The 17,953-nt window shown below is 62.7% G+C and carries 16 protein-coding genes; 4 read left to right on the top strand and 12 right to left on the bottom strand.

Translation table 11 applies throughout. From position 1 onward, the window contains the following. Positions 1–8 precede the first annotated feature (8 nt). Positions 9–1,229 (top strand): mandelate racemase/muconate lactonizing enzyme family protein, encoded by a 1,221-nt coding sequence (locus tag ACZIRK_RS35080; RefSeq protein WP_456644003.1) that lies wholly within the window; start codon positions 9–11, stop codon positions 1,227–1,229. A 30-nt stretch (positions 1,230–1,259) separates the two neighbouring features. Here ACZIRK_RS35080 and ACZIRK_RS35075 read toward each other — a convergent pair whose 3' ends face one another. The 3 genes from ACZIRK_RS35075 to ACZIRK_RS35065 form a co-directional block, all read right to left on the bottom strand. Continuing rightward, a complete protein-coding gene (locus ACZIRK_RS35075) occupies positions 1,260–2,378 on the bottom strand; it encodes an extracellular solute-binding protein (protein WP_474419055.1) in 1,119 nt (372 codons plus the stop codon). Positions 2,379–2,392: 14 nt separating this feature from the next. Next, on the bottom strand, positions 2,393–3,547 hold the full coding sequence (locus tag ACZIRK_RS35070) for a CaiB/BaiF CoA transferase family protein (RefSeq protein ID WP_474419039.1): 1,155 nt from the start codon (positions 3,545–3,547) through the stop codon (positions 2,393–2,395). A 198-nt stretch (positions 3,548–3,745) separates the two neighbouring features. After that, a complete protein-coding gene (locus tag ACZIRK_RS35065; protein WP_208824636.1) occupies positions 3,746–4,522 on the bottom strand; it encodes an IclR family transcriptional regulator in 777 nt (258 codons plus the stop codon). Between the two features lie 200 nt (positions 4,523–4,722). Between ACZIRK_RS35065 and ACZIRK_RS35060 the strand changes: the two genes are divergently transcribed. The 3 genes from ACZIRK_RS35060 to ACZIRK_RS35050 all read left to right on the top strand — a co-directional run bounded on the left by ACZIRK_RS35060 (position 4,723) and on the right by ACZIRK_RS35050 (position 7,430). Further along, on the top strand, positions 4,723–5,196 hold the full coding sequence (locus ACZIRK_RS35060; RefSeq protein ID WP_456644001.1) for a MaoC family dehydratase: 474 nt from the start codon (positions 4,723–4,725) through the stop codon (positions 5,194–5,196). A gap of 44 nt (positions 5,197–5,240) precedes the next feature. After that, positions 5,241–6,587, top strand: coding sequence for an MFS transporter (locus tag ACZIRK_RS35055; protein WP_474419038.1), 1,347 nt, complete (start codon positions 5,241–5,243; stop codon positions 6,585–6,587). Positions 6,588–6,659: 72 nt separating this feature from the next. After that, positions 6,660–7,430, top strand: a complete 771-nt coding sequence (locus tag ACZIRK_RS35050) for an SDR family oxidoreductase (RefSeq protein WP_474419037.1) — start codon at positions 6,660–6,662, stop codon at positions 7,428–7,430. A gap of 64 nt (positions 7,431–7,494) precedes the next feature. On the opposite strand, the gene ACZIRK_RS35045 is transcribed toward ACZIRK_RS35050, so the two are convergent. The 9 genes from ACZIRK_RS35045 to ACZIRK_RS35005 form a co-directional block, all read right to left on the bottom strand. Then, positions 7,495–8,730, bottom strand: a complete 1,236-nt coding sequence (locus tag ACZIRK_RS35045; RefSeq protein ID WP_474419036.1) for an ABC transporter substrate-binding protein — start codon at positions 8,728–8,730, stop codon at positions 7,495–7,497. 171 nt (positions 8,731–8,901) lie between these two features. Beyond that, positions 8,902–10,158, bottom strand: coding sequence for an MFS transporter (locus tag ACZIRK_RS35040; protein WP_474419035.1), 1,257 nt, complete (start codon positions 10,156–10,158; stop codon positions 8,902–8,904). Between the two features lie 85 nt (positions 10,159–10,243). Beyond that, complete coding sequence (locus ACZIRK_RS35035) at positions 10,244–11,089, bottom strand: CmcJ/NvfI family oxidoreductase (protein ID WP_456643996.1); 846 nt, start codon at positions 11,087–11,089, stop codon at positions 10,244–10,246. Between the two features lie 371 nt (positions 11,090–11,460). Next, on the bottom strand, positions 11,461–12,402 hold the full coding sequence (locus ACZIRK_RS35030) for an ABC transporter substrate-binding protein (protein WP_474419034.1): 942 nt from the start codon (positions 12,400–12,402) through the stop codon (positions 11,461–11,463). Then, the gene (locus ACZIRK_RS35025; RefSeq protein WP_474419033.1) at positions 12,399–13,499 is read right to left on the bottom strand and encodes an LLM class flavin-dependent oxidoreductase; all 1,101 of its coding nucleotides are present in this window, start codon (positions 13,497–13,499) and stop codon (positions 12,399–12,401) included. The genes ACZIRK_RS35030 and ACZIRK_RS35025 overlap by 4 nt, the downstream gene beginning before the upstream one ends. Before the next feature lie 29 nt (positions 13,500–13,528). Further along, positions 13,529–14,698: an acyl-CoA dehydrogenase family protein gene (locus ACZIRK_RS35020; protein WP_474419032.1), complete on the bottom strand. Its 1,170-nt coding sequence runs from the start codon at positions 14,696–14,698 to the stop codon at positions 13,529–13,531. Next, positions 14,692–15,489 carry an ABC transporter ATP-binding protein gene (locus ACZIRK_RS35015; protein ID WP_456643992.1) on the bottom strand — a complete coding sequence of 266 codons (798 nt, stop codon included), beginning with the start codon at positions 15,487–15,489 and terminating at the stop codon, positions 14,692–14,694. The genes ACZIRK_RS35020 and ACZIRK_RS35015 overlap by 7 nt, the downstream gene beginning before the upstream one ends. Further along, a complete protein-coding gene (locus ACZIRK_RS35010; protein WP_474419031.1) occupies positions 15,483–16,514 on the bottom strand; it encodes an ABC transporter permease in 1,032 nt (343 codons plus the stop codon). The genes ACZIRK_RS35015 and ACZIRK_RS35010 overlap by 7 nt, the downstream gene beginning before the upstream one ends. Then, positions 16,492–17,592 (bottom strand): ABC transporter substrate-binding protein, encoded by a 1,101-nt coding sequence (locus tag ACZIRK_RS35005; RefSeq protein ID WP_474419030.1) that lies wholly within the window; start codon positions 17,590–17,592, stop codon positions 16,492–16,494. The genes ACZIRK_RS35010 and ACZIRK_RS35005 overlap by 23 nt, the downstream gene beginning before the upstream one ends. Between the last annotated feature and the right edge of the window lie 361 nt (positions 17,593–17,953).

Raw genomic sequence — 17,953 nt, 5'->3', positions numbered from 1 at the left:
AGGAAACCATGGGCAAGTCGTCCAACATCAGAAGCATCGAAACGCTCGCCTGCGATGCCGGCTGGCGGAATTACCACTTCGTCAAGATCACAACCGAAGACGGTGTCGTCGGCTGGAGCGAGTTCGACGAGGGCTTTGGCGCACCCGGTGTCACCGCCGCGATCGAGCGGCTGTCGACGCGGATCATCGGCAAGAACGCGCTGCAGCACGAGCGTATCTATGCCGAACTGTTCTCCGCGACCCGGCCGGCCGCCGGCGGCGTGGTGGCGCTGGCGCTCGGCGCGATCGAGAACGCACTGCTCGACGTCAAGGCGAAAGCGCTCGGCGTGCCCTGCTACGAGCTGCTCGGCGGCAAGATTCGCGACCGCATTCGGGTCTACTGGTCGCATTGCGCGACCTGGCGCATCAACCATCCCGACTGGTACAAGCCGGCCATCACCGACCTCGACGGCGTCAAAGCGATCGGCCGCGAGGTGCGCGAGAAGCGCTTCACGGCGCTGAAGACCAACATCTTCGTTTATACCGACGGCAAGCCGCAGGGCTGGCGGCCCGGCTTCGGCGCGCCGTTCGAGCCCGAGATCAATGTCGACCGCACGGTGCTGCGCAATCTCTGCATGCATTTGGAGGCGATCCGCGACGGCGCCGGGCCCGATGTCGATCTCCTGCTCGATCTCAATTTCAACGCCAAGACCGAAGGCTATCTGAAGATCCTGCGGGCGATCGAGAAGATGGACATGTTCTGGGTCGAAATCGACACCTTCAACCCGCAAGCGCTAGGTTACATCCGCCGCCAGAGCCCGCATCCGATCTCCTCCTGCGAGACGCTATTGGGCCTGCGCGAATTCCTGCCCTACTTCACCGAGCAGGCGATGGACGTCGCGATCATCGACACGCCCTGGAACGGCGTCTGGCAATCGATGAAGATCGCGAACGCCGCCGAACATTTCGAGGTCAACGTCGCCCCGCATAATTTCTACGGCCACCTCTGCACCATGATGAACGCGCATTTCTCCGCGGCGGTGCCGAACTTGCGGATCATGGAGACCGACATCGACCGGCTCGCCTGGGACCATGAGCTGTTCACGCATGTCCCTGAAATCGTCGACGGCCACCTCGTGATTCCGGACCGGCCAGGCTGGGGTACCGAGCCGAACGAAGAAGGCCTGCGCGCGCATCCGCCGAAGGCCAAGGGTGGACTGCTGAGTTACGGGCAGGCTGGGAAGAAGTAGGCCGCGCTTCGAGACTGCGCAGCCGACCTCTTAGGGTTCGATCGGAAGATCAGCCTCGAACAGGCGATTGAGGTCACCGATCAATGCAAGACCATTTTCGCGCGCTCTAAGCGCTGAATTGATCCGCTCTGACGCCGCCGCCTGGAACGCCATATAGCCATTGTATCGCGGCCGCACATAGGATCCTTCGAGCGTCTCACGTGTGCTCCGATAGAATTCCGCGGTCGCGCTGTTGACAACCGGATCATCCCAGGCGGTTGCATGTCCGGGCTGGCCGCCGGCAGCGGCGTAAGGTCCGCGCTGCACCTCTGCGCTTGCGACCCAATAGGCGAAATCGATGGCGTGCATCGCGTGCGACGTCTTGGCGGAAACAGCAATTCCGGTACCGCCAAGCGCGGCGCCAATCGGCTTGCGCGAGCCGATCGTCGGGATGTTGGCGAAACGGATCAGTCGTCGGCGGAAGGCAGTCTGGGCGTAGGACACGTAACCGTAGATGAACGGAACGCAGTCGATTTCCGAGGCATCATCGACCATCCTTTCGAACACGGCGATCGGGTCGCGGTCGAGGTCCGCGGGATCGATCAGTTCGGCAAGTTCGCGAATCCTGCGCCACACTTCGAGGCCCGTCTCGGCATCCACGAACCGGGACCGTTCAATGCCGCATGGCTGGCCGAGATGCGCTGCAAGCGTATAGAACACCATGAGGGAATGCGGCGGCCGGAGCGGAAGTGCCACTCGCCCGCGCCGCGCCAGTTCCATCACTTCGGTGAAGTCCGACGGAGCTTGCGCCAGCCGGTCCGGTCGAAATGCCTGGACCTGGGTGGCCGCGTCGATCGGAAACGCCCATTGTCTTCCATTCCACCTATATGAAAGGTACGACGGGCCGACGGATGCGGCTTCGAGCAAAGTCCGCTCCGCCGCCCGGCCGGTGACATCCAGCGGCAGCAGGCACTTCTCCTCGGTGACTTGCCCGACATGCGGATGATCGATCACAATCAGATCATAGCGGTCGGCGAGTTCCATCACCGGGAAGCTTTCGAAGTCCTGAAGCGAACGCTGCTCCCAGGTGACGTTCACTCCGGTGCGCCGTCGCCATATCTCCGAGCACGCGACCAGCGGGTCGTAGCCGCGCGGATGGCTCCACGTCATGCCCTTGAGATGGATCACAACCCGAACTCCCGGCGGAGGACGGCCGAATGCTCACCGATCTTCGGCGCCGCCTGATCACCCTTCGGCCTGAAGCCGTCGAAACGTAGCGGCACGCGCGTGGTCCGGATGCGGACATCCGCGCGCGACACGGTTTGCAGCATATCAAGCGACTTGAAGCCCTCACTCGCCAGCAATTCAGGCCAGGTCAGGACCTTCGCGCACCAGATGTCGGCGGGCTCGAGGATCGAGAGCCAGTCGTCACTGGTTCGCTCGGCCAGCCGCTGGGCGATGATGGCCTTGATAGCGTCCCGGTCATTGAACCAGCTCGCGGGGTCGTCGCGATAGGGTGCGAGCGCATCCAGGCCGAGCAGGTCGGCGAGTTTGGGGATCGGCGCCATGGCGATCGCCAGGAACCCGTCCTTGGTCGGATACACGCCATATGGCGCGGCCAGATAGGCGTGAGCGCTGCGACGCGCGGAGCGGCTGGGCAGCCGCCCGCCGTCATTCAGATGTACCGTCAGCACCTCGAGCTGGAAGTCGATGAGTGCTTCAAGCAAGCTCGTCTCCACATGAGCGCCCTCACCAGTCACGCCGCGTCGGACCAGGGCAGCGAGAATACCCTGGGCCATCGTCGCGCCGGCCATCATGTCGGCAACCGCAAGCCCGAAAGGGACCGGTCCTTGGGCATCGTCGCCATTCAGCCACATCACGCCGGACCGGGACTGTGCCAGCAGGTCCTGGCCCGGGCGTTGCACCCACGGCCCCTCCTTGCCGTAGCCCGTGATGGAAGCGTAGACGATGCGCGGATTGAGCGCTCTCACGGCATTGTAGTCGAGCCCGATTCGCTCGATGACGCCGGGACGGAAATTCTGAACCACAACGTCCGCACGCGCGAGGAGCGTGCGCAGCGCCGCCAAATCGTTCGGGTCCTTGAGATCGAGGGCCAGGCTTTCCTTGCCGCGGTTGATCGCGTGGAAGATCGTGGAGTCACCGCCGATCTCTGCGTCGCTGAGATACAGGCGACGCGACAGGTCGCCGCTCTCCGGCCGTTCGACCTTGATCACCCGCGCTCCGAGATCGAGCAGGCGGAGGCAGCAATAGGGACCGGATAGAAACTGGCTCATGTCGACGACCAGAAGACCTTCGAGGGGAAGCGTCGTTTCGAACATCGGGCCACCTTCTGTCGGACAAGTTCGCGCTCGCAGTGCCGGACTGCTCAAGCGCCCCTGCAGTTGATCCGCTCCGGCGCCATCATTCTTATATGAATATAATACTTACAAATGAATGGCAACCTCCGGCGTGACGAATCCCGGGCCGGCCAACGCAACCTGAGGGTCACTGGCCGGGCGTCAGGTCGGCGGCGGAATTCAGGCTACGCCCGCGGCAGCAGAAATCTCGCCTGCCGTCGTGAGCAGCATCGCGAGAATGTCGTCTCGTGATGGCGCGTCGTCGCGGTCGAGACGACGAATATGCGGACAGGTAAGCGCCGCAAGTGGGATTCCGGTCGAGCTGAGAATCGGAGCGGAAATATTGGTGACTCCGGCGGTTTGCTGGCTTGGACGAACCTCGTAGCCTCGCTGTCGCACCTTTGCGATGATTTGCTCGAACCTTTCCGGTAAAGTCTCGCCTGGAATAGGCACTCGCTCGTCGAGCATCAGCTTGCGCTCTGTCTCGGTCACGAAGGCGAGCAAGACGTGGCCCGATCCGGTGTTCAGCAGGCTGATATGCGAACCCACACGTATCGAGAGCCCCCAGTAATCCGGAGCATCGGTCTGTGCGATGACCACTCCGCTGCCCCGGTCATAAACCACCATGTGGCAGGCCTGCTCCGCCTTGCGCGTGAAGCGGCGCATCGCAGGGAGTGCGAGACTTACGAGGCGCCGCATGGGCGGATGCCGATGAGCCAGCCCAAACAGCTTCAGGGACAGTTCGTAGCGATCTTCGCTGGTCCGCACGACGTAGTACCGCCGAACCAGCCGGTCCAGCATCCGGTAGATCTCGTTAGGTGAACGGTCGAGCGCCTTGGCGATTTCGGCCTGCGAAAGTCCCTCATCGGTACTCGACAAGAGCTCGATGATGTCGAGGCCCTTGTCCAGCGCAGGCGCCTTGTAAAGCTCTTCCGTCGTTTCATGTTTCTTCGTCATTGCTCACCCACGGCCCATAGGCGGCGACAATAGCACACGACCGGATTGCCGCCGGCCAGTGCCGCCGACGTTTTCGACGGCTTTTTCGGGGCACTTGACTTTCTTCCATATATGAAAATACTTTCCATATTTGAATAATGGCGGCAAGAGCCTTCGCGGCGTCGCTTGCTGCGCCGGGAGGACGTCAAGGAGTTTCACGCATGATCGTGAGCGAGCTTTTTTTCGAGGATTACCAGATCGGCTTCAGCCGCCGCACCCTCGGCCGCACGATCACGGAAGCGGACATTGTGATCCACGCCGGCCAGACTGGCGACAATTTCCCGCATCATATGGACGCCGAGTGGTGCACCAAGCAGGATTTCAAGCAGCGGATCGCACACGGAACGCTGGTCTTCAGCGTCGGCATCGGCATGACCGCGTCCACGATCAATCCGCACGCAATGTCCTACGGCTACGACCGGTTGCGGTTCATTCGCCCGGTCTTCATCGGTGACACCATCACCGTCAACGCAAGCATCACGACCAAGCGCGACCACGCCAAGCGCGCCGATGTGGGTGTGGTCGTCGAATCGATTGAGATGCTGAATCAGTCCGACGAAACCGTGCTCGTCTGCGAGCATCTCTATCTCGTCAAGCGAAGACGGCCCGGCGACGAGTGCCGCAAACCGCATTGAGACATTGCGCAAGACAACAAAGTTTAAACAAGGGAGGTCCGATGATGTCGCAGAATACCCTGGATTCGCCGCTGGAGAGCGCGATCCGGCGATCCGCATGGCGCTTGCTGCCGTTCCTCATGCTAATGCTTGTCCTGGCATTCCTCGATCGGGTCAATATAGGCTTCGTCAAGCTCGCCTATCAGGCCGATACCGGCATCGGGGACGCGGCCTATGCTTTCGGAGCAGGCATTTTCTTTATCGGCTATGCCCTGTTCGAGGTGCCCAGCAATCTCATCATGACGCGCGTCGGCGCACGCACCTGGCTCGCGCGCATCATGGTGAGCTGGGGACTGATCTCCGCGGCGATGATATTCGCGCGTTCGGACACCGTCTTTTATGTCCTGCGCTTTCTCCTCGGAGTCGCTGAGGCTGGCTTTTACCCGGGAGTGCTGCTCTATCTGACCTACTGGTTTCCGGCCAAGCAACGAGCGCGGGCAACCGGCCTGTTCTATCTCGGCGTCCCCCTCTCACTCGTATTCGGGAGCCCGCTCAGCGGCTACTTGCTGCAATTCGATGGGGTGTTGGGGCTGAAGGACTGGCAGTTCGTTCTTGCGGTCGAGGGATTAGCCGCAGCTTTTGTTGGCATCATTGCGTTCTTCTATCTTTGCGACCGGCCCGCGGAGGCGGCCTGGTTGACGCCGGCGGAGCGCAAGGCGCTGTCCGACGAAATCGCGCGGGAGGAAGCCCTCAAGGCGGGGCAGGTAAAGCATTCAGCCCTCGGTGTGCTCAGGGATGTGCGGGTTATCGCCTTCATCTTGGTCTACTTCTGCTTCCAAGTCGGCACCTCGCCGTTCTCTTTCTACTTCCCCTCAAAGCTCGCCTCGGCCACGGGAGGCAAAGTCGACTTTACGATCGGCCTCCTGTTGGCACTTCCCTGGCTGTGCTCGGCGATCGTCACCCTGCTTGCGACCGCATACGCCGATCAGCATCAGAATCATCGCCAGGTCGCTATAGTGCTGATCATCGCCGGCGTTCTGGCATCGGCCGCCGTCGGATTCACCAACAATCCGATTCTGCTGGTGATCGCCTTCTGTATTGCTGTCCCGGGGCTGACCTCGTCGCAGCCGGTCTTTTGGAGCCTGCCGACGCAATATCTGAGCGGCATCGGCGCGGCGAGCGGGATCGCCTTCATCGTATCCCTGGGCAATCTGGGCGGGTTCTTCTCGCCACAGATCAAGACCTATGCGGAGCAGGCCCTTGGCAACAGCAGCGTCGGCTACTTGGTCCTGTCGGTGATTGCAGCCGGTGCCGCAGTCATCCTGCTGGGTCTGCCGCAACATGAACCGCGCGCCCGCTTCGCGCCGCCGCTCGCCAAATTAGACGCCGCAGCCAGGAAGGATCCTGCCTAACCGTGCAATGCGAAGGCAGGCAAGAAAATCAAAGGATCGGCTGAGAATGCCGGCCGTTTTAAAGAGGGCCAGATGAGCAAACGTCTCAGTGGAAAGACCGCCGTTGTGACCGCGGCCGGAAATGGTATCGGGCGCGCGTCCGCAATGATGCTTGCCGCAGAAGGGGCAATGGTGTGGGCGACGGATATCGACCAGGTCGCGCTCGACGAGTTGAGAAGAGATGCAGACCCCGGCTTGCATCTGCGAGCTCATTGCCTGGATGTGCTCGATCCAGTCAAGGTAAGGCAATTCGCCGAATCGCTCGGACCGATCGACGTTTTGTTCAACTGCGCAGGCTACGTACATGCAGGAGATATTCTGCATTGCGAGGAGAGCGCTTGGGATCTCAGCTTCGATTTGAACGTGAAAGCGATGTACCGCTCCATCCGGGCGTTTCTTCCCGCAATGATCGAAGCTGGCCGCGGCGGCTCTATTATAAACATGGCGTCCGTTGCTTCGAGCGTGAAAGGTGTCCCGAACCGTTGCGCCTACGGCGCCTCCAAGGCGGCCGTGATCGGTCTGACGAAATCCGTTGCGGCGGACTTCGTATCCCATCAGATTCGTTGCAACGCCATTTGCCCCGGCACGATCGAGTCACCTTCCCTGCAAGCTCGCATAAAGGCACAGGCACTGAAGGACGGACTGGACGATGCCGCAGCACGTCAGAGCTTTACGTTGCGGCAGCCACTCGGAAGACTTGGTCGACCCGACGAGGTCGCGGCTCTCGTCACATATCTTGCTTCGGATGAGTCGGCGTTTACAACAGGAGCGATCCACATCATCGATGGCGGCTGGTCAACTTGAGTAGCTCGGTGGTTGGGCCCCGGCTCCAGCCCGGGAGGACGGAGCGGCATTTCATCCCACACGATCACTTATCGCCAGGCGCGTTCAAAAATGCGCTTTCGACCACATCGCCGATCGGTTGCCAGACATTGCCGTCGAACTGCACCAGACGCATCTGCTTGATCGGGCGGAAATCGGTCGGGCCGGTGTTGATCGCGATGCCCGGCAGCGCGACCGGGTTGAGATAGTTCTTCAACGACGTAGCCTGGCGCATGATGTTCTCGCGCGACACATCATCACCGCACTGCTTCAGCACCTGAACAAGGGTCTCCGCCGCCGCGTAGCCGAAGATGGCGTAGCTGTCCTCCTTGTCGCCGTCGGGATAGTATTTGTCCATGAAGGCCGACCATGCCTTGATCGGCGGATCCTCCTTCCATGCCGCATCGTCGGCGTCCTTCAGGAAGGATGTCGAGATCACGCCGAGCGCATTCTGCAATCCCGCTGGCCGCAGCGCGCTGGCGATCGAGGCCGAGGCATTGTCGAGGATGAAGACCGGATGCCAATCCAGGTCGGCCGCGATGCGAATGGCGCGGGCGGCGATAGCCGGCGCTCCGTTGAACACCAGTATGTCGGCGCCGGAATCCTTCAATATCTTGATCTGCACCTGGATCGAGGTATCGGACGCATCAAAGGCGAGATCGGCGACGATCATGCCGGCGGTATCGCCGAGACCTTCCTGCAATCCCCTGAACAGATCGCGGCCGAACTGATCGTTTTGCCAGAGCACGGCGATCTTGCGGTCGGGATAGGACGCCTGGATGTAATTCGCATAGATCTGGCCCTCCGCGCGGAAGGTCGGCTGCCAGCCCATGCTCCACGGATATGTCTTCGGATTTGCCCATTCCTCGTCGCCCGAAGCGACGAACAATTGCGGGATCTTCTTGTCGTTGAGATAGGTCCGGGTCGCGAGATTGCTCGGCGTGCCGAATGAGCCGAACATCAAGAGCACGTTCTCCTTCTCGACCAGTTCGCGCGTCTGCTGAAGCGCGGTGCGCGGATTGGAGCTGTCGTCGACGGAGATGAACTTGATCTTGCGTCCGTTGATGCCGCCGCCCTCGTTGACCATGTCGAAATAGGCGGCTTCTGCCCTGCCGATGGTCGCAAAGGCCGCCAGGGGTCCGGTGTAGGGCATGACGTTGCCGATGCGGATCTCATTATCCGCGGCGCCTCCCTCGGACGCCTGCTGTGCGCTGGACGGCGCCCACGCGAGAAGCAGTGCGGCGACGAGGGACAGCGACAATCTTGCTTTTCTTTGTTGCATCGGCATCGCCTCAAACCTGCTCGGACGGCAGCCTGCTGCGTTTCCCGCCCACAACAATAGCGCGTAAATATGGGCAGAGAAATGAAATGGTGCGTTGCAGCGATCTAGCGATCATCGACGGTCAGCGCCGAAAGGAACTCCCATCAGCGCGAACAAAGCGGAGAACATTGTCTATTTTATCGCCACCGCCCGGGACGTATAGATCAAAAACACCACCGTGCCGGCCAGCAGGGCTGCAGCCATGAAGATCATCACGGCCGGCAATCCATAGAGCGCCGCCACCGCGCCGGTTATGGACTGCATCAGTGCCGCGCCGAGGAAGAAGGAGAGATTGATCGCCGAAAGCGCCTTGCCTGCGCTCTGGGCGTCGACGAGCTGTCTGGTCATGCCGTAGAGCAGCGGCTGCGCCGAGACGGCAAGACCGATCAGGACGAACAGGACGAGATCATATTGCGGCGGCATGACGGCGACGCCGAACAGGTTAGATACCGGGTAACCCGGAGCTCCCAGGGCCATCAGGAGAAGCAGCAGCGCCGATGCGAAATGGGTTGCCGCAACCAGGGTGCGCCCGTGGCCGAGCCTGCGATCGGCCACGCCGATGCAGACTGGACCTATGATCAGCGCCAGCGTGAACAGGCCGAGCTGGTTGCCGGCTTCGATGCGGGTGAGGCCCTTGACCTCCATCAGCCACGGCCCGCCCCACAATCCCCTGAGCACGAGCGACGCGGCCAGCGAGACCAGCGACAAGGCGACCAGGCCCCGGAGCTGATGGGACAGGCCGAGGCGCAAGACTTCCATCATCTGCGAAAGCGGCGACGAATCGTCCTTGTGTTCAGCCGGCTGTCTCGGCACCAGCGCGAACACCGCAAGCAGCACCGCGACACCACCGACCGCCGATATCCAGAACCCCGCGCGCCAGCCAAAACGCTCGACCACGAAGGCCAGTGGGCTCGACGACAGCAACATGCCGATGTTGCCGATCGACAGGATCGCACCCGACCACAGGCCAAACTTGAACGGGGAAAGCTGTTTCGCAGCCAGCGTCATCGGGCACATCAGCATGCCTGATGTCGCGATCCCCAGCATGAGCTGGCCAACGAGGAAGCTCCCCGGTCCAGTCGCAAACGCCGATGCCACCGCCCCGAAGATGGTTCCGATGAGCAGGCCCAGGGAGACCGGGCGAACGCCGAAGCGGTCCATCGCGGCGCCGACAGGAACCTGCGATGCGGCAAAGGCGAAATGGTAGATCGAGGTCAGGCTGGCGAGCGTCTGCGGCGGCGTCGCGAAATCGGCGGCCATCAGGTCGAGGCTGATGGCCGGGATCGTCCGCAGCAGGGTCGATAGCATATGGCCACAAGCCAGGGCCAACAGAGCATAAATCAGCGTGCGGGTACTGGACCCCGCATCTTCTTTGGTAACGCCGCCCACGAATCGTCTCGTCTTCCGAGGAATTTCGGGACGGCGTATCACCAATAGGCAGAGAACGCCAATCTCTGCCTAGGTATTGGGCAGTTTAGTGCTTATGGAACACCAGCGTCCGCACCTCGATGCTCTCGCGAGGCTCTGCATCAGCCGGCGTCGTCGGATCGATGAAGGCCGTATGCGGCGCGAAGCGCGTGCGGCCGTCGGTTGCCGAATCGTAGCACTTGAGCAGCAGCGCTTCGTCGGGGGTCATTTCCGGGAAATAGAACCAGCGGTGGTTCGCATTGTATTTCACGGAATAGGTCTCGCCCTGACGGTTCGGATAGATCAAGTCGGAGGCGATGAGATCGCCCTGCTCCACCGACTGGCCGTCGCACATCGCCAGCGGCGCATCGCGCAGCGGCCCGCGGATCGGCCTCCACAGGTTGATCACCTGGGCGCGACCTTTGAGAAGTTCGTTGGCCTCCTCAGGCAGATGTTCGAACACGCGGTTGCGGCCGGACAGATCGGTCTGGTCGACATGGACCCGAGTCGCCGGCTGGCGCGGCGTCCCGTCACGCACATCAGGTGCACCCTCGACGCGCTTGCGCACGGTATGGTCGAAGATGACGACCCGATCCGCCTTCAATGTCGCCTTCAGGAAGGCTTCGACGGCGGGATAGTAGACGCGCCTGATTTCGTTGTCGTCGTAGTAGTTCTTCACCACGGTCGGATGCTTGACGAGAGCGAAGCCTTCACGGTCGAGCGAAAACTGGTTGGCGATCAGACGGCCGTCGAAGATCGGAACGTTGTGGGGTTCGGGGAGCGCCGTCGACTTGGGCTCGCCAGGCGGCGGATCAAAGGCGTAGGTGCGTGGCTTGCCCGCTGTCGGGGCGAGATAGTTGAGCTCGGCAGTGACGAAGGGAAGCGACTCGATCTTGGTTTCATGCAGGCCCATGGTGGTCTCCCGGACTCCCTATTGTTCGTTCTGCTTCATTTTGGCCCGGTGAACCGTCCCGGCAAGGGAGGCCAAGAAATAGCAACGTTGACATTCTTGCGAGGATGAAACGTGGAAAATCCTTTCGGCGCTCTCGACTCGCCAAGCGGATTATTTCCGCCGATCACGCGTTCGGGAGGTGCGCTCCCTCTCCTACCCTCGTCATTGCGAGCCGCCGCTCTCTCCCCCGTCATTGCGAGCGCAGCGAAGCAATCCATGCCTCGACAAGCGGAGAGATGGATTGCTTCGCTTCGCTCGCAATGACGCTGGTGTGAGCGCTTTCGCGACTCATCTTGTTCGACCCCAGGGGGAGGTGGAAGATTGGCCCGGGCCTACAAACCCGTGCCCTTGCCGATCGCCGTCGCGAACGAGCGGTCGACGATCTCGGCGGCATTGAGCTGCTGCTTGATCAGACCCCAGCGGTGATAGAGATCGATGGTCTTCTGCTCATCGCTCACGACGGTGTCATCGATAGGCGTGATCTGGATCTTGGCCCGCGCCAGCCAGTTCAGTGGCACCGAGGTCGGGATGTTCATCAGCTTGCCCCAGGTCTCGGCATAGCCGGCGACATTGTTCTGCGACCATGCCCGCGCCGCGGCGAGGCGACGGACGAAATCCTGCAACTGCTCGTGCTTGTCCTTGATCGCGCTCGGCGTTGCGACCTGAAAGCCGAGGCCGGGCGTGATGCCTTCGGCGGTGATTACGCGGCGCGACTTGAAGAGTACCTCTTCCTGGCTGACATAGGGCTCCCAGGTCGACCAGGCCTCGACCGACCCTTGCGTATAGGCGACCTTGGCGTCCGAGGGTGCGAGGAAGACGATCTGCACATCGCTCGCCTGCCAGCCCCTGGATTCGAGCGCGGCCAGGATCAACTGATGCCCGATCGAGCCGCGGCCGGTTGCGATCTTCTTGCCGCGCAGGTCGTCGAAACTCTTGATCGCGGATGTCTCGGGCACCAGGATCGCGAGCCCTTCGCGCGACTGCCGCACCGCCGCGATCGCTTTCACCGGCACGCCCGCTGCGGCGGCAAAGGTGAAGGGCGCATCGCCGACGAGGCCGGTGTCGATCGCGCCTGCGCTGAGCGCTTCCAACAGCGGTGCGGCCGCCGCGAACTCCTTCCACTCGATCTTGTAGGGCACGTCCTTGAGCACGCCGGCGGCTTCCACCACCGCCTGCGAATTGCCCTTCTGGTCGCCCACGCGCAGCGTGGTTTGCGCGGACGCGATGCTCGTGCCGCTGAGCGCGAGCAAAACAGCGAGAGCAAACCGGATCATTCGGCGGCAATCCCACGCATCGCATTGCGCTGGGCGATCAGCTTGCGCGTCAGCGGGATCAATTCACGGCCATAGTCGATCGCATCGATCAGCGGATCGAAGCCGCGGATCAGGAAGTGACTGACGCCGAGGTCGTAATAATCGGCGAACACCTCCGCCACCTGCTCGGGCGCGCCGACCAGCGCCGTGGTGTTGCTGTTGGCGCCGGTCAGCTTGGCAATCTCGGTCCAAAGCCGCTTGTCGATACGCGCGCCTTGATCGGCAAGCGCAAGCAGCCGCTTCGCGCCCGCGGTGGCATGACCATCAGCTGGCTTGCGGTAGCCGGTCTGGTCCTGCAATTCGGTGGCGCGCTCGAGGATCGACTGCGCCTTGGCCCACGCCTTCTCCTCGGTGTCGGCGAGGATCGGCCGCACCGAGAGGCTGAAGCGCGGCGCCGGCCGGCCGTGCTTGGCGGCAGCAGCGCGTACGCGCGCGGTGACGTCGCGCACCTGCGCATAAGATTCTCCCCACAGCGCGAAGGTGTCGGCGTGCTTGCCCGCGACCTCCACCGCGGCATCCGAGCCGCCGCCGACAAAGGTGTAGATGCCGCCCTTCTGATGCGGCTTAACTTGCGAAAAGCCCCGCTCGACCTGGTAGTACTTGCCGCGATAGTCGAACGGCTTCTCGCTGGTCCATTCCAGGCGGACGATGTCGAGGAATTCGCTGGTGCGCGCATAGCGCTCGTCCTTGTCGTCGAGCGTATTGCCGTCCTGGCGCAGTTCGGTGGCATTGCCGCCAGTGATGACGTGCAGCGAGACGCGGTCAGGGTAGAACTGGTCGAGCGTGGCGAGCTGACGCGCCAAGAGCGTCGGCGCGGTGAAGCCCGGCCGCTGGGCGATCATCACTTTCAACGTCCTGGTGATGCCGAGCACGTGCTGGGCGACCTGCAGCGCATCCGGCGTCGTCGAGTGAAACGCGAGCAGCGCGCGGTCGAAACCGGCAAGCTCATGCGCCTTGGCGACCGTCTCGAGATAGGGCGGATCGAGCACGGGACCGGAGCGCACGATGGTCTCGGACGCATTGTTGTTGGTGATGAAGCCGATGAACTCGACTGACATGGGGAAGCTCCGATCTTGTTGGCTGTTGTTCAGATGCCCAGCGCCAGGCGTCCGGCGGCGATGCGGGTGGAGTCATCCTGCGGGGTGTGGACGCGGCCGCACAGCACATCGCGAAAATGCCGCTCCAGCGGATTGTGTCGCGACAGGCCGTGATTGCTGGTCAGTGACAGCGCGTCCTCCACCACGGCGACGGCATTGTTGGTCACCGTCAGCTTGACGATATTGGACTCGGTCGCACTGAGCGGCAAGCCGGCATCGAACTCGGCGGCAAAACTGTCGATCAGGCGTGCATTGACCGCAAGCCGCGCCTCGATGCCGCCGAGGATTTCCTGAGCTCGTGGCAATGTCGCGAGCGGTCCGCCGAGATTGGCCGGAACACGTTCGCGCAGGAACTTGATCAGCCAGTCGCGCGCGGCGCGGGCGATACCGTCATAGATCGCGGCCACGAAGATGGCGTGGATGGTCGCCTGGGTGACATCAGGCGCGGTCCACTCCTCCGGCTTCCGCACGTCGACCTCGTAATCGAGCGGAAACACGACGTCGTCGAAGATCACGTCGTGACTGCCGCTCGCGCGTAGGCCCAGGTGGTTCCAGGTCTCCTCGATCCTCGTTCCGGGCAATCCTGCGGGCACCAGGAACTGGCCGACGCGGGTTTCCGTCTCGTCGGTCTTGGCCCATACCAGATACCATTTCAGGATCGGCGCGCCGGTCGAATAGATCTTGCGGCCACTCAGCCGCCAGCCGGTCTCGGTGCGGCGCGCAATCGTCGCCGGGAGGCCGCCGCGCGCGGGCGATCCCAGTTCGGGCTCGACACGCAGCGCGTTGACCAGAGCGACGCCCTCGACTGTCTCCTTCGCAAGCTTGCGCGACAGGCGCGCGGGCCAGCGCGGGCTGCGCGCCATCACCAGATGGTTGATGTAATGCATCGACAGCACGAGCGCGGTCGACGGATCGGCCTTGCCGATGATGCTCAGAATGCGCACCGTGTCGCGGGCGCCCGCCCCTGCCCCGCCAAGCGCGGCCGGGACGGTCAGCGCGAGGAGACCGGCTTTCGCGAGGTCGTCGAAATTCTCAAACGGAAAGCTGGCGTCGCGATCGTGCGCTGCCGCCCGCGCGGCAATGACCTCGGCAAGCTTTAAGGCGCGCGCGACATGGTCCGGCGCTTCCGACGGCGTCAGCTCTTTCGCCGCTGTTACCATGTCGCGTCCAGCCCAAGCAGGCCGAGTATCTGCCGGCGCAGATCGGCGAGATAGGGATCGCCGCGATGGCGCGGATACGGCCGATCGACTTTGACGTCGGCCTTGACGCGCGCCGGGCGGTCGCTGAGCACGATGACGCGGTTGGCGAGGAACAGCGCTTCCTCCGCATCGTGCGTGACGAGCAGCGTGGTGAAGCCCTTGCGCTGCCAGAGCGAGACGATCTCCGCCTGCATGGTGATCCGCGTCAACGAATCCAGCTTGCCGAGCGGCTCGTCGAGGATCAGCACCTTCGGATCGTTGACGAGCGCACGCGCCAGTGCGACGCGCTGTGCCATGCCGCCGGAAAGCTGGTGCGGATACGCTTTCTTGAAGGCGGAGAGGCCGACGAGATCGATCGCTGCGTCGACACGCTGCCGCTGGCTTTTCAGGATGCCCTGCGCCTCCAGCCCGAGCGCGACATTGTCCCAGACCGAGCGCCAGGGAAACAGCGTCGGGTCCTGGAACACGACGACGCGCGACGGGTGCGGTCCGTTGATGCGGATATCGTCCTCACGCAGCACGCCGCTGCGCGGCTTCTCAAGTCCGGCCACCAGCCGCAGCAGGGTGGACTTGCCGCAGCCGGACGGGCCGAGCAGCGCGACGAACTCGCCGGGCTTGATCGCCAAGCTGACGTCCTCGAGCACGGGCAGCACGGCGCCATCGATATCGAAAGCGTGGCTGACATGCTCGATATCGAGCTCGGCGCCGACGGCAGGATAAGTGATCGCTTCGGCCAAAGCGGCGGCTACCATTTGACGACACCTTTCTGCCAGACCAGCAGGCGGTCGCGCGTCTTGAACAGCAGCGTGATCGCGCCGGAGCAGAGCAGCGACATCACGATCAGCGCGGCATACATGTTGGCATAGGCGGCCCAGCCCTGCGCCCATTGCAGGTACCAGCCAAGCCCGGCCTTGACGCCGATCATCTCGGCCACCACCAGCACGGCGAACGAGGAGCCGAGCCCCATGAAGAGGCCGACGAAGACATGCGGCAGCGCCGCTGGGATCGCCACCTTCAGCACCAGGAACGACGGCTTTGCTCCCAGCGTCCGTGCGACGTCGTAATAGGCGTTGGGCACGCTCGCAACGCCGGACCAGGTCAGGACAGTCACCGGGAAGCCGGTGGCAAGCGCGATCAGGAAGGTGCTCGCGCTCCAGCTCGAGGGAAAGGTGAAGAAGGCGAAGGGCAGCCAGGCGGTGGCCGGCAACGGTCCGATGAAGCGCAGCACCGGATGCACCCAGTAGCCCACCTTCTGCGACCAGCCGATCGATACGCCGGTCAAAAACCCGATGGCCGCGCCGATGATATAGCCACCGAGCTGCAGCTTCACGGATGCGATGACGCTGTTGAACAGCTTTGGCAGATCATCGGTATAGACTTCCACGATCGCCTGCGGCGGCGGGAAGAACGGCAGCGGCAGCCAGCCGAACTTTGCGGTGGCGATCTCCCAGAGCGTCAGAAATGACCCGAGCGCCACCAGCCACGGCGCGCGCCGGCGCAGCGCCACGCCGGCGCCACCGAGAAAATCGTCGCCGAGTGTCCCAAGCAGTGCGAGCGCTGCGATCAAGAACGCGCCGATCGCAACCCCATTCGTTCGCGACCAGTCGCCAAGATCTTCCCAGTAGAGGCAGGACGCACCGAACGCCAGCCACGCGACGCCAGCGGCCAGACCGGCGCCATAGCCGCCGCTGCGCAGCTTCTCCAGCCAGCCGGGGCTGACAACTGCCGCGGCCTGTCCGGCGGCGGCCGATGCATCAGACACTGAATACGTCGACATAAATCCGTTCCGCGAATTTCGCCGTGTCAGTGCTTTGCTTGAACACCGAGACGGTCTTCAGATCGTCGGCGTACCCTTTCAGCTCGCGCTTCAGGACTTCGCCAACAGGGTGATGGTGATGGGTGTGATAGCGCGCCATCGCTTCGAGATCGGCGAGCGTCGCAGTCTTCGGCGCATAGGGCTGGAACGACTTCGCGGCCTTGTCCGGATTCTGCGAGGTGAACATGGCGGCATCGAGCAGCGCCTGGGTGATGGCGCGCGCGACATGCGGCTCATTACGCACGAGAGAGCCGCGGAGGCCGACGATGCAGCAGGTCTTGTCGCGATATTCACCGTCGAGATTAGACGCGACTTCCTTGTACTGGCTGTCCTTGAGCCAGAGATAGGCGAGCGGATCGGAGGCTAGGAACGCCTGCACCTCGCCTTTCTCGACCGCGACGTTGAGAAGGTTGCCGGGATAGGCGCGCCAGTCGACGTCCTTGTTCGGATCAAAGCCCTGCTTGGCAAGCTGGATCGAAAAGAAGTTCTTGTCGGGACCGGCGAGATCGCCGACAGCGACGATCTTGCCCTTGAGGTCGGCGAGCTTGTCGACGCCGGAGCCTACCCGGGTCAGCACGCGCATGCAGCCGCCATGGGTGCCGGCGGCGATCTTGACGTCAAAGCCTTGCTCCAGCGGCTTGAGCCAGCGCAGCGCCATGCCGAGCCCGGCATCGCTCTTGCCGGTGGCGATCGCCTCCAGCAATTGGTCGGTGGAGCCGCTGTAATTGACGAGTTCGATGTCGAGGTTCTGCTTCTGGAAGAAGCCGTAGTCGATTGCGACCGGCAGCGGCGCAAGACACACCGCGCCTGCGTTCCATGACAGCTTCAATTTGCGCGGCGCACCGGTCAGCGGCGGCGCGTCAGATGCCGTCTTGCAGATCGGGAATTCGGAGAAGTCGATCGCCGGTATTGCACCGCGCGCGGAAAACGCCTGCGCGCCAAACGCGCCGATCGGCGCGGCAAACGCGGCAGCCGCGCCGGCCCGGAGCAGCGTCCGCCGATCCATCGCCAATCTATTCTTCTTCTCTTCAATCGACATGCTCACCCCTATGTCCGACATGGCTCCGCCGTCCGCGCGAACGGCCCAGCCCGCGCACATCTCATCCAGAGCTATTGTTGTAAGAAGGCGGATTTCTCCGGCGCTATTGGCACCCAATGCAACCGCCAAATGATGCGGTGCGATCGTGTCATCGTCAATGAAATGGAATTTCGAATGTGGCGCGCGCGAAAGGGATTATCTCCACGATCCCAGCGGCGGACGATGAAACGATTTCGTCGTGACGCGATCGTCGGCAGCGCACGTACTGACGCAAATCGCGCGGGAATTTAGCCCTCTTTGTAACGGTGCGCGTGGCGCCTTCTCCGCAGAGGAACCCAACGAGACGTTCTTTGTCGTCAGC

It is taken from the genome of Bradyrhizobium sp. Leo114, assembly GCF_055229415.2.
This window is presented reverse-complemented; position numbering and strand designations above follow the sequence as displayed.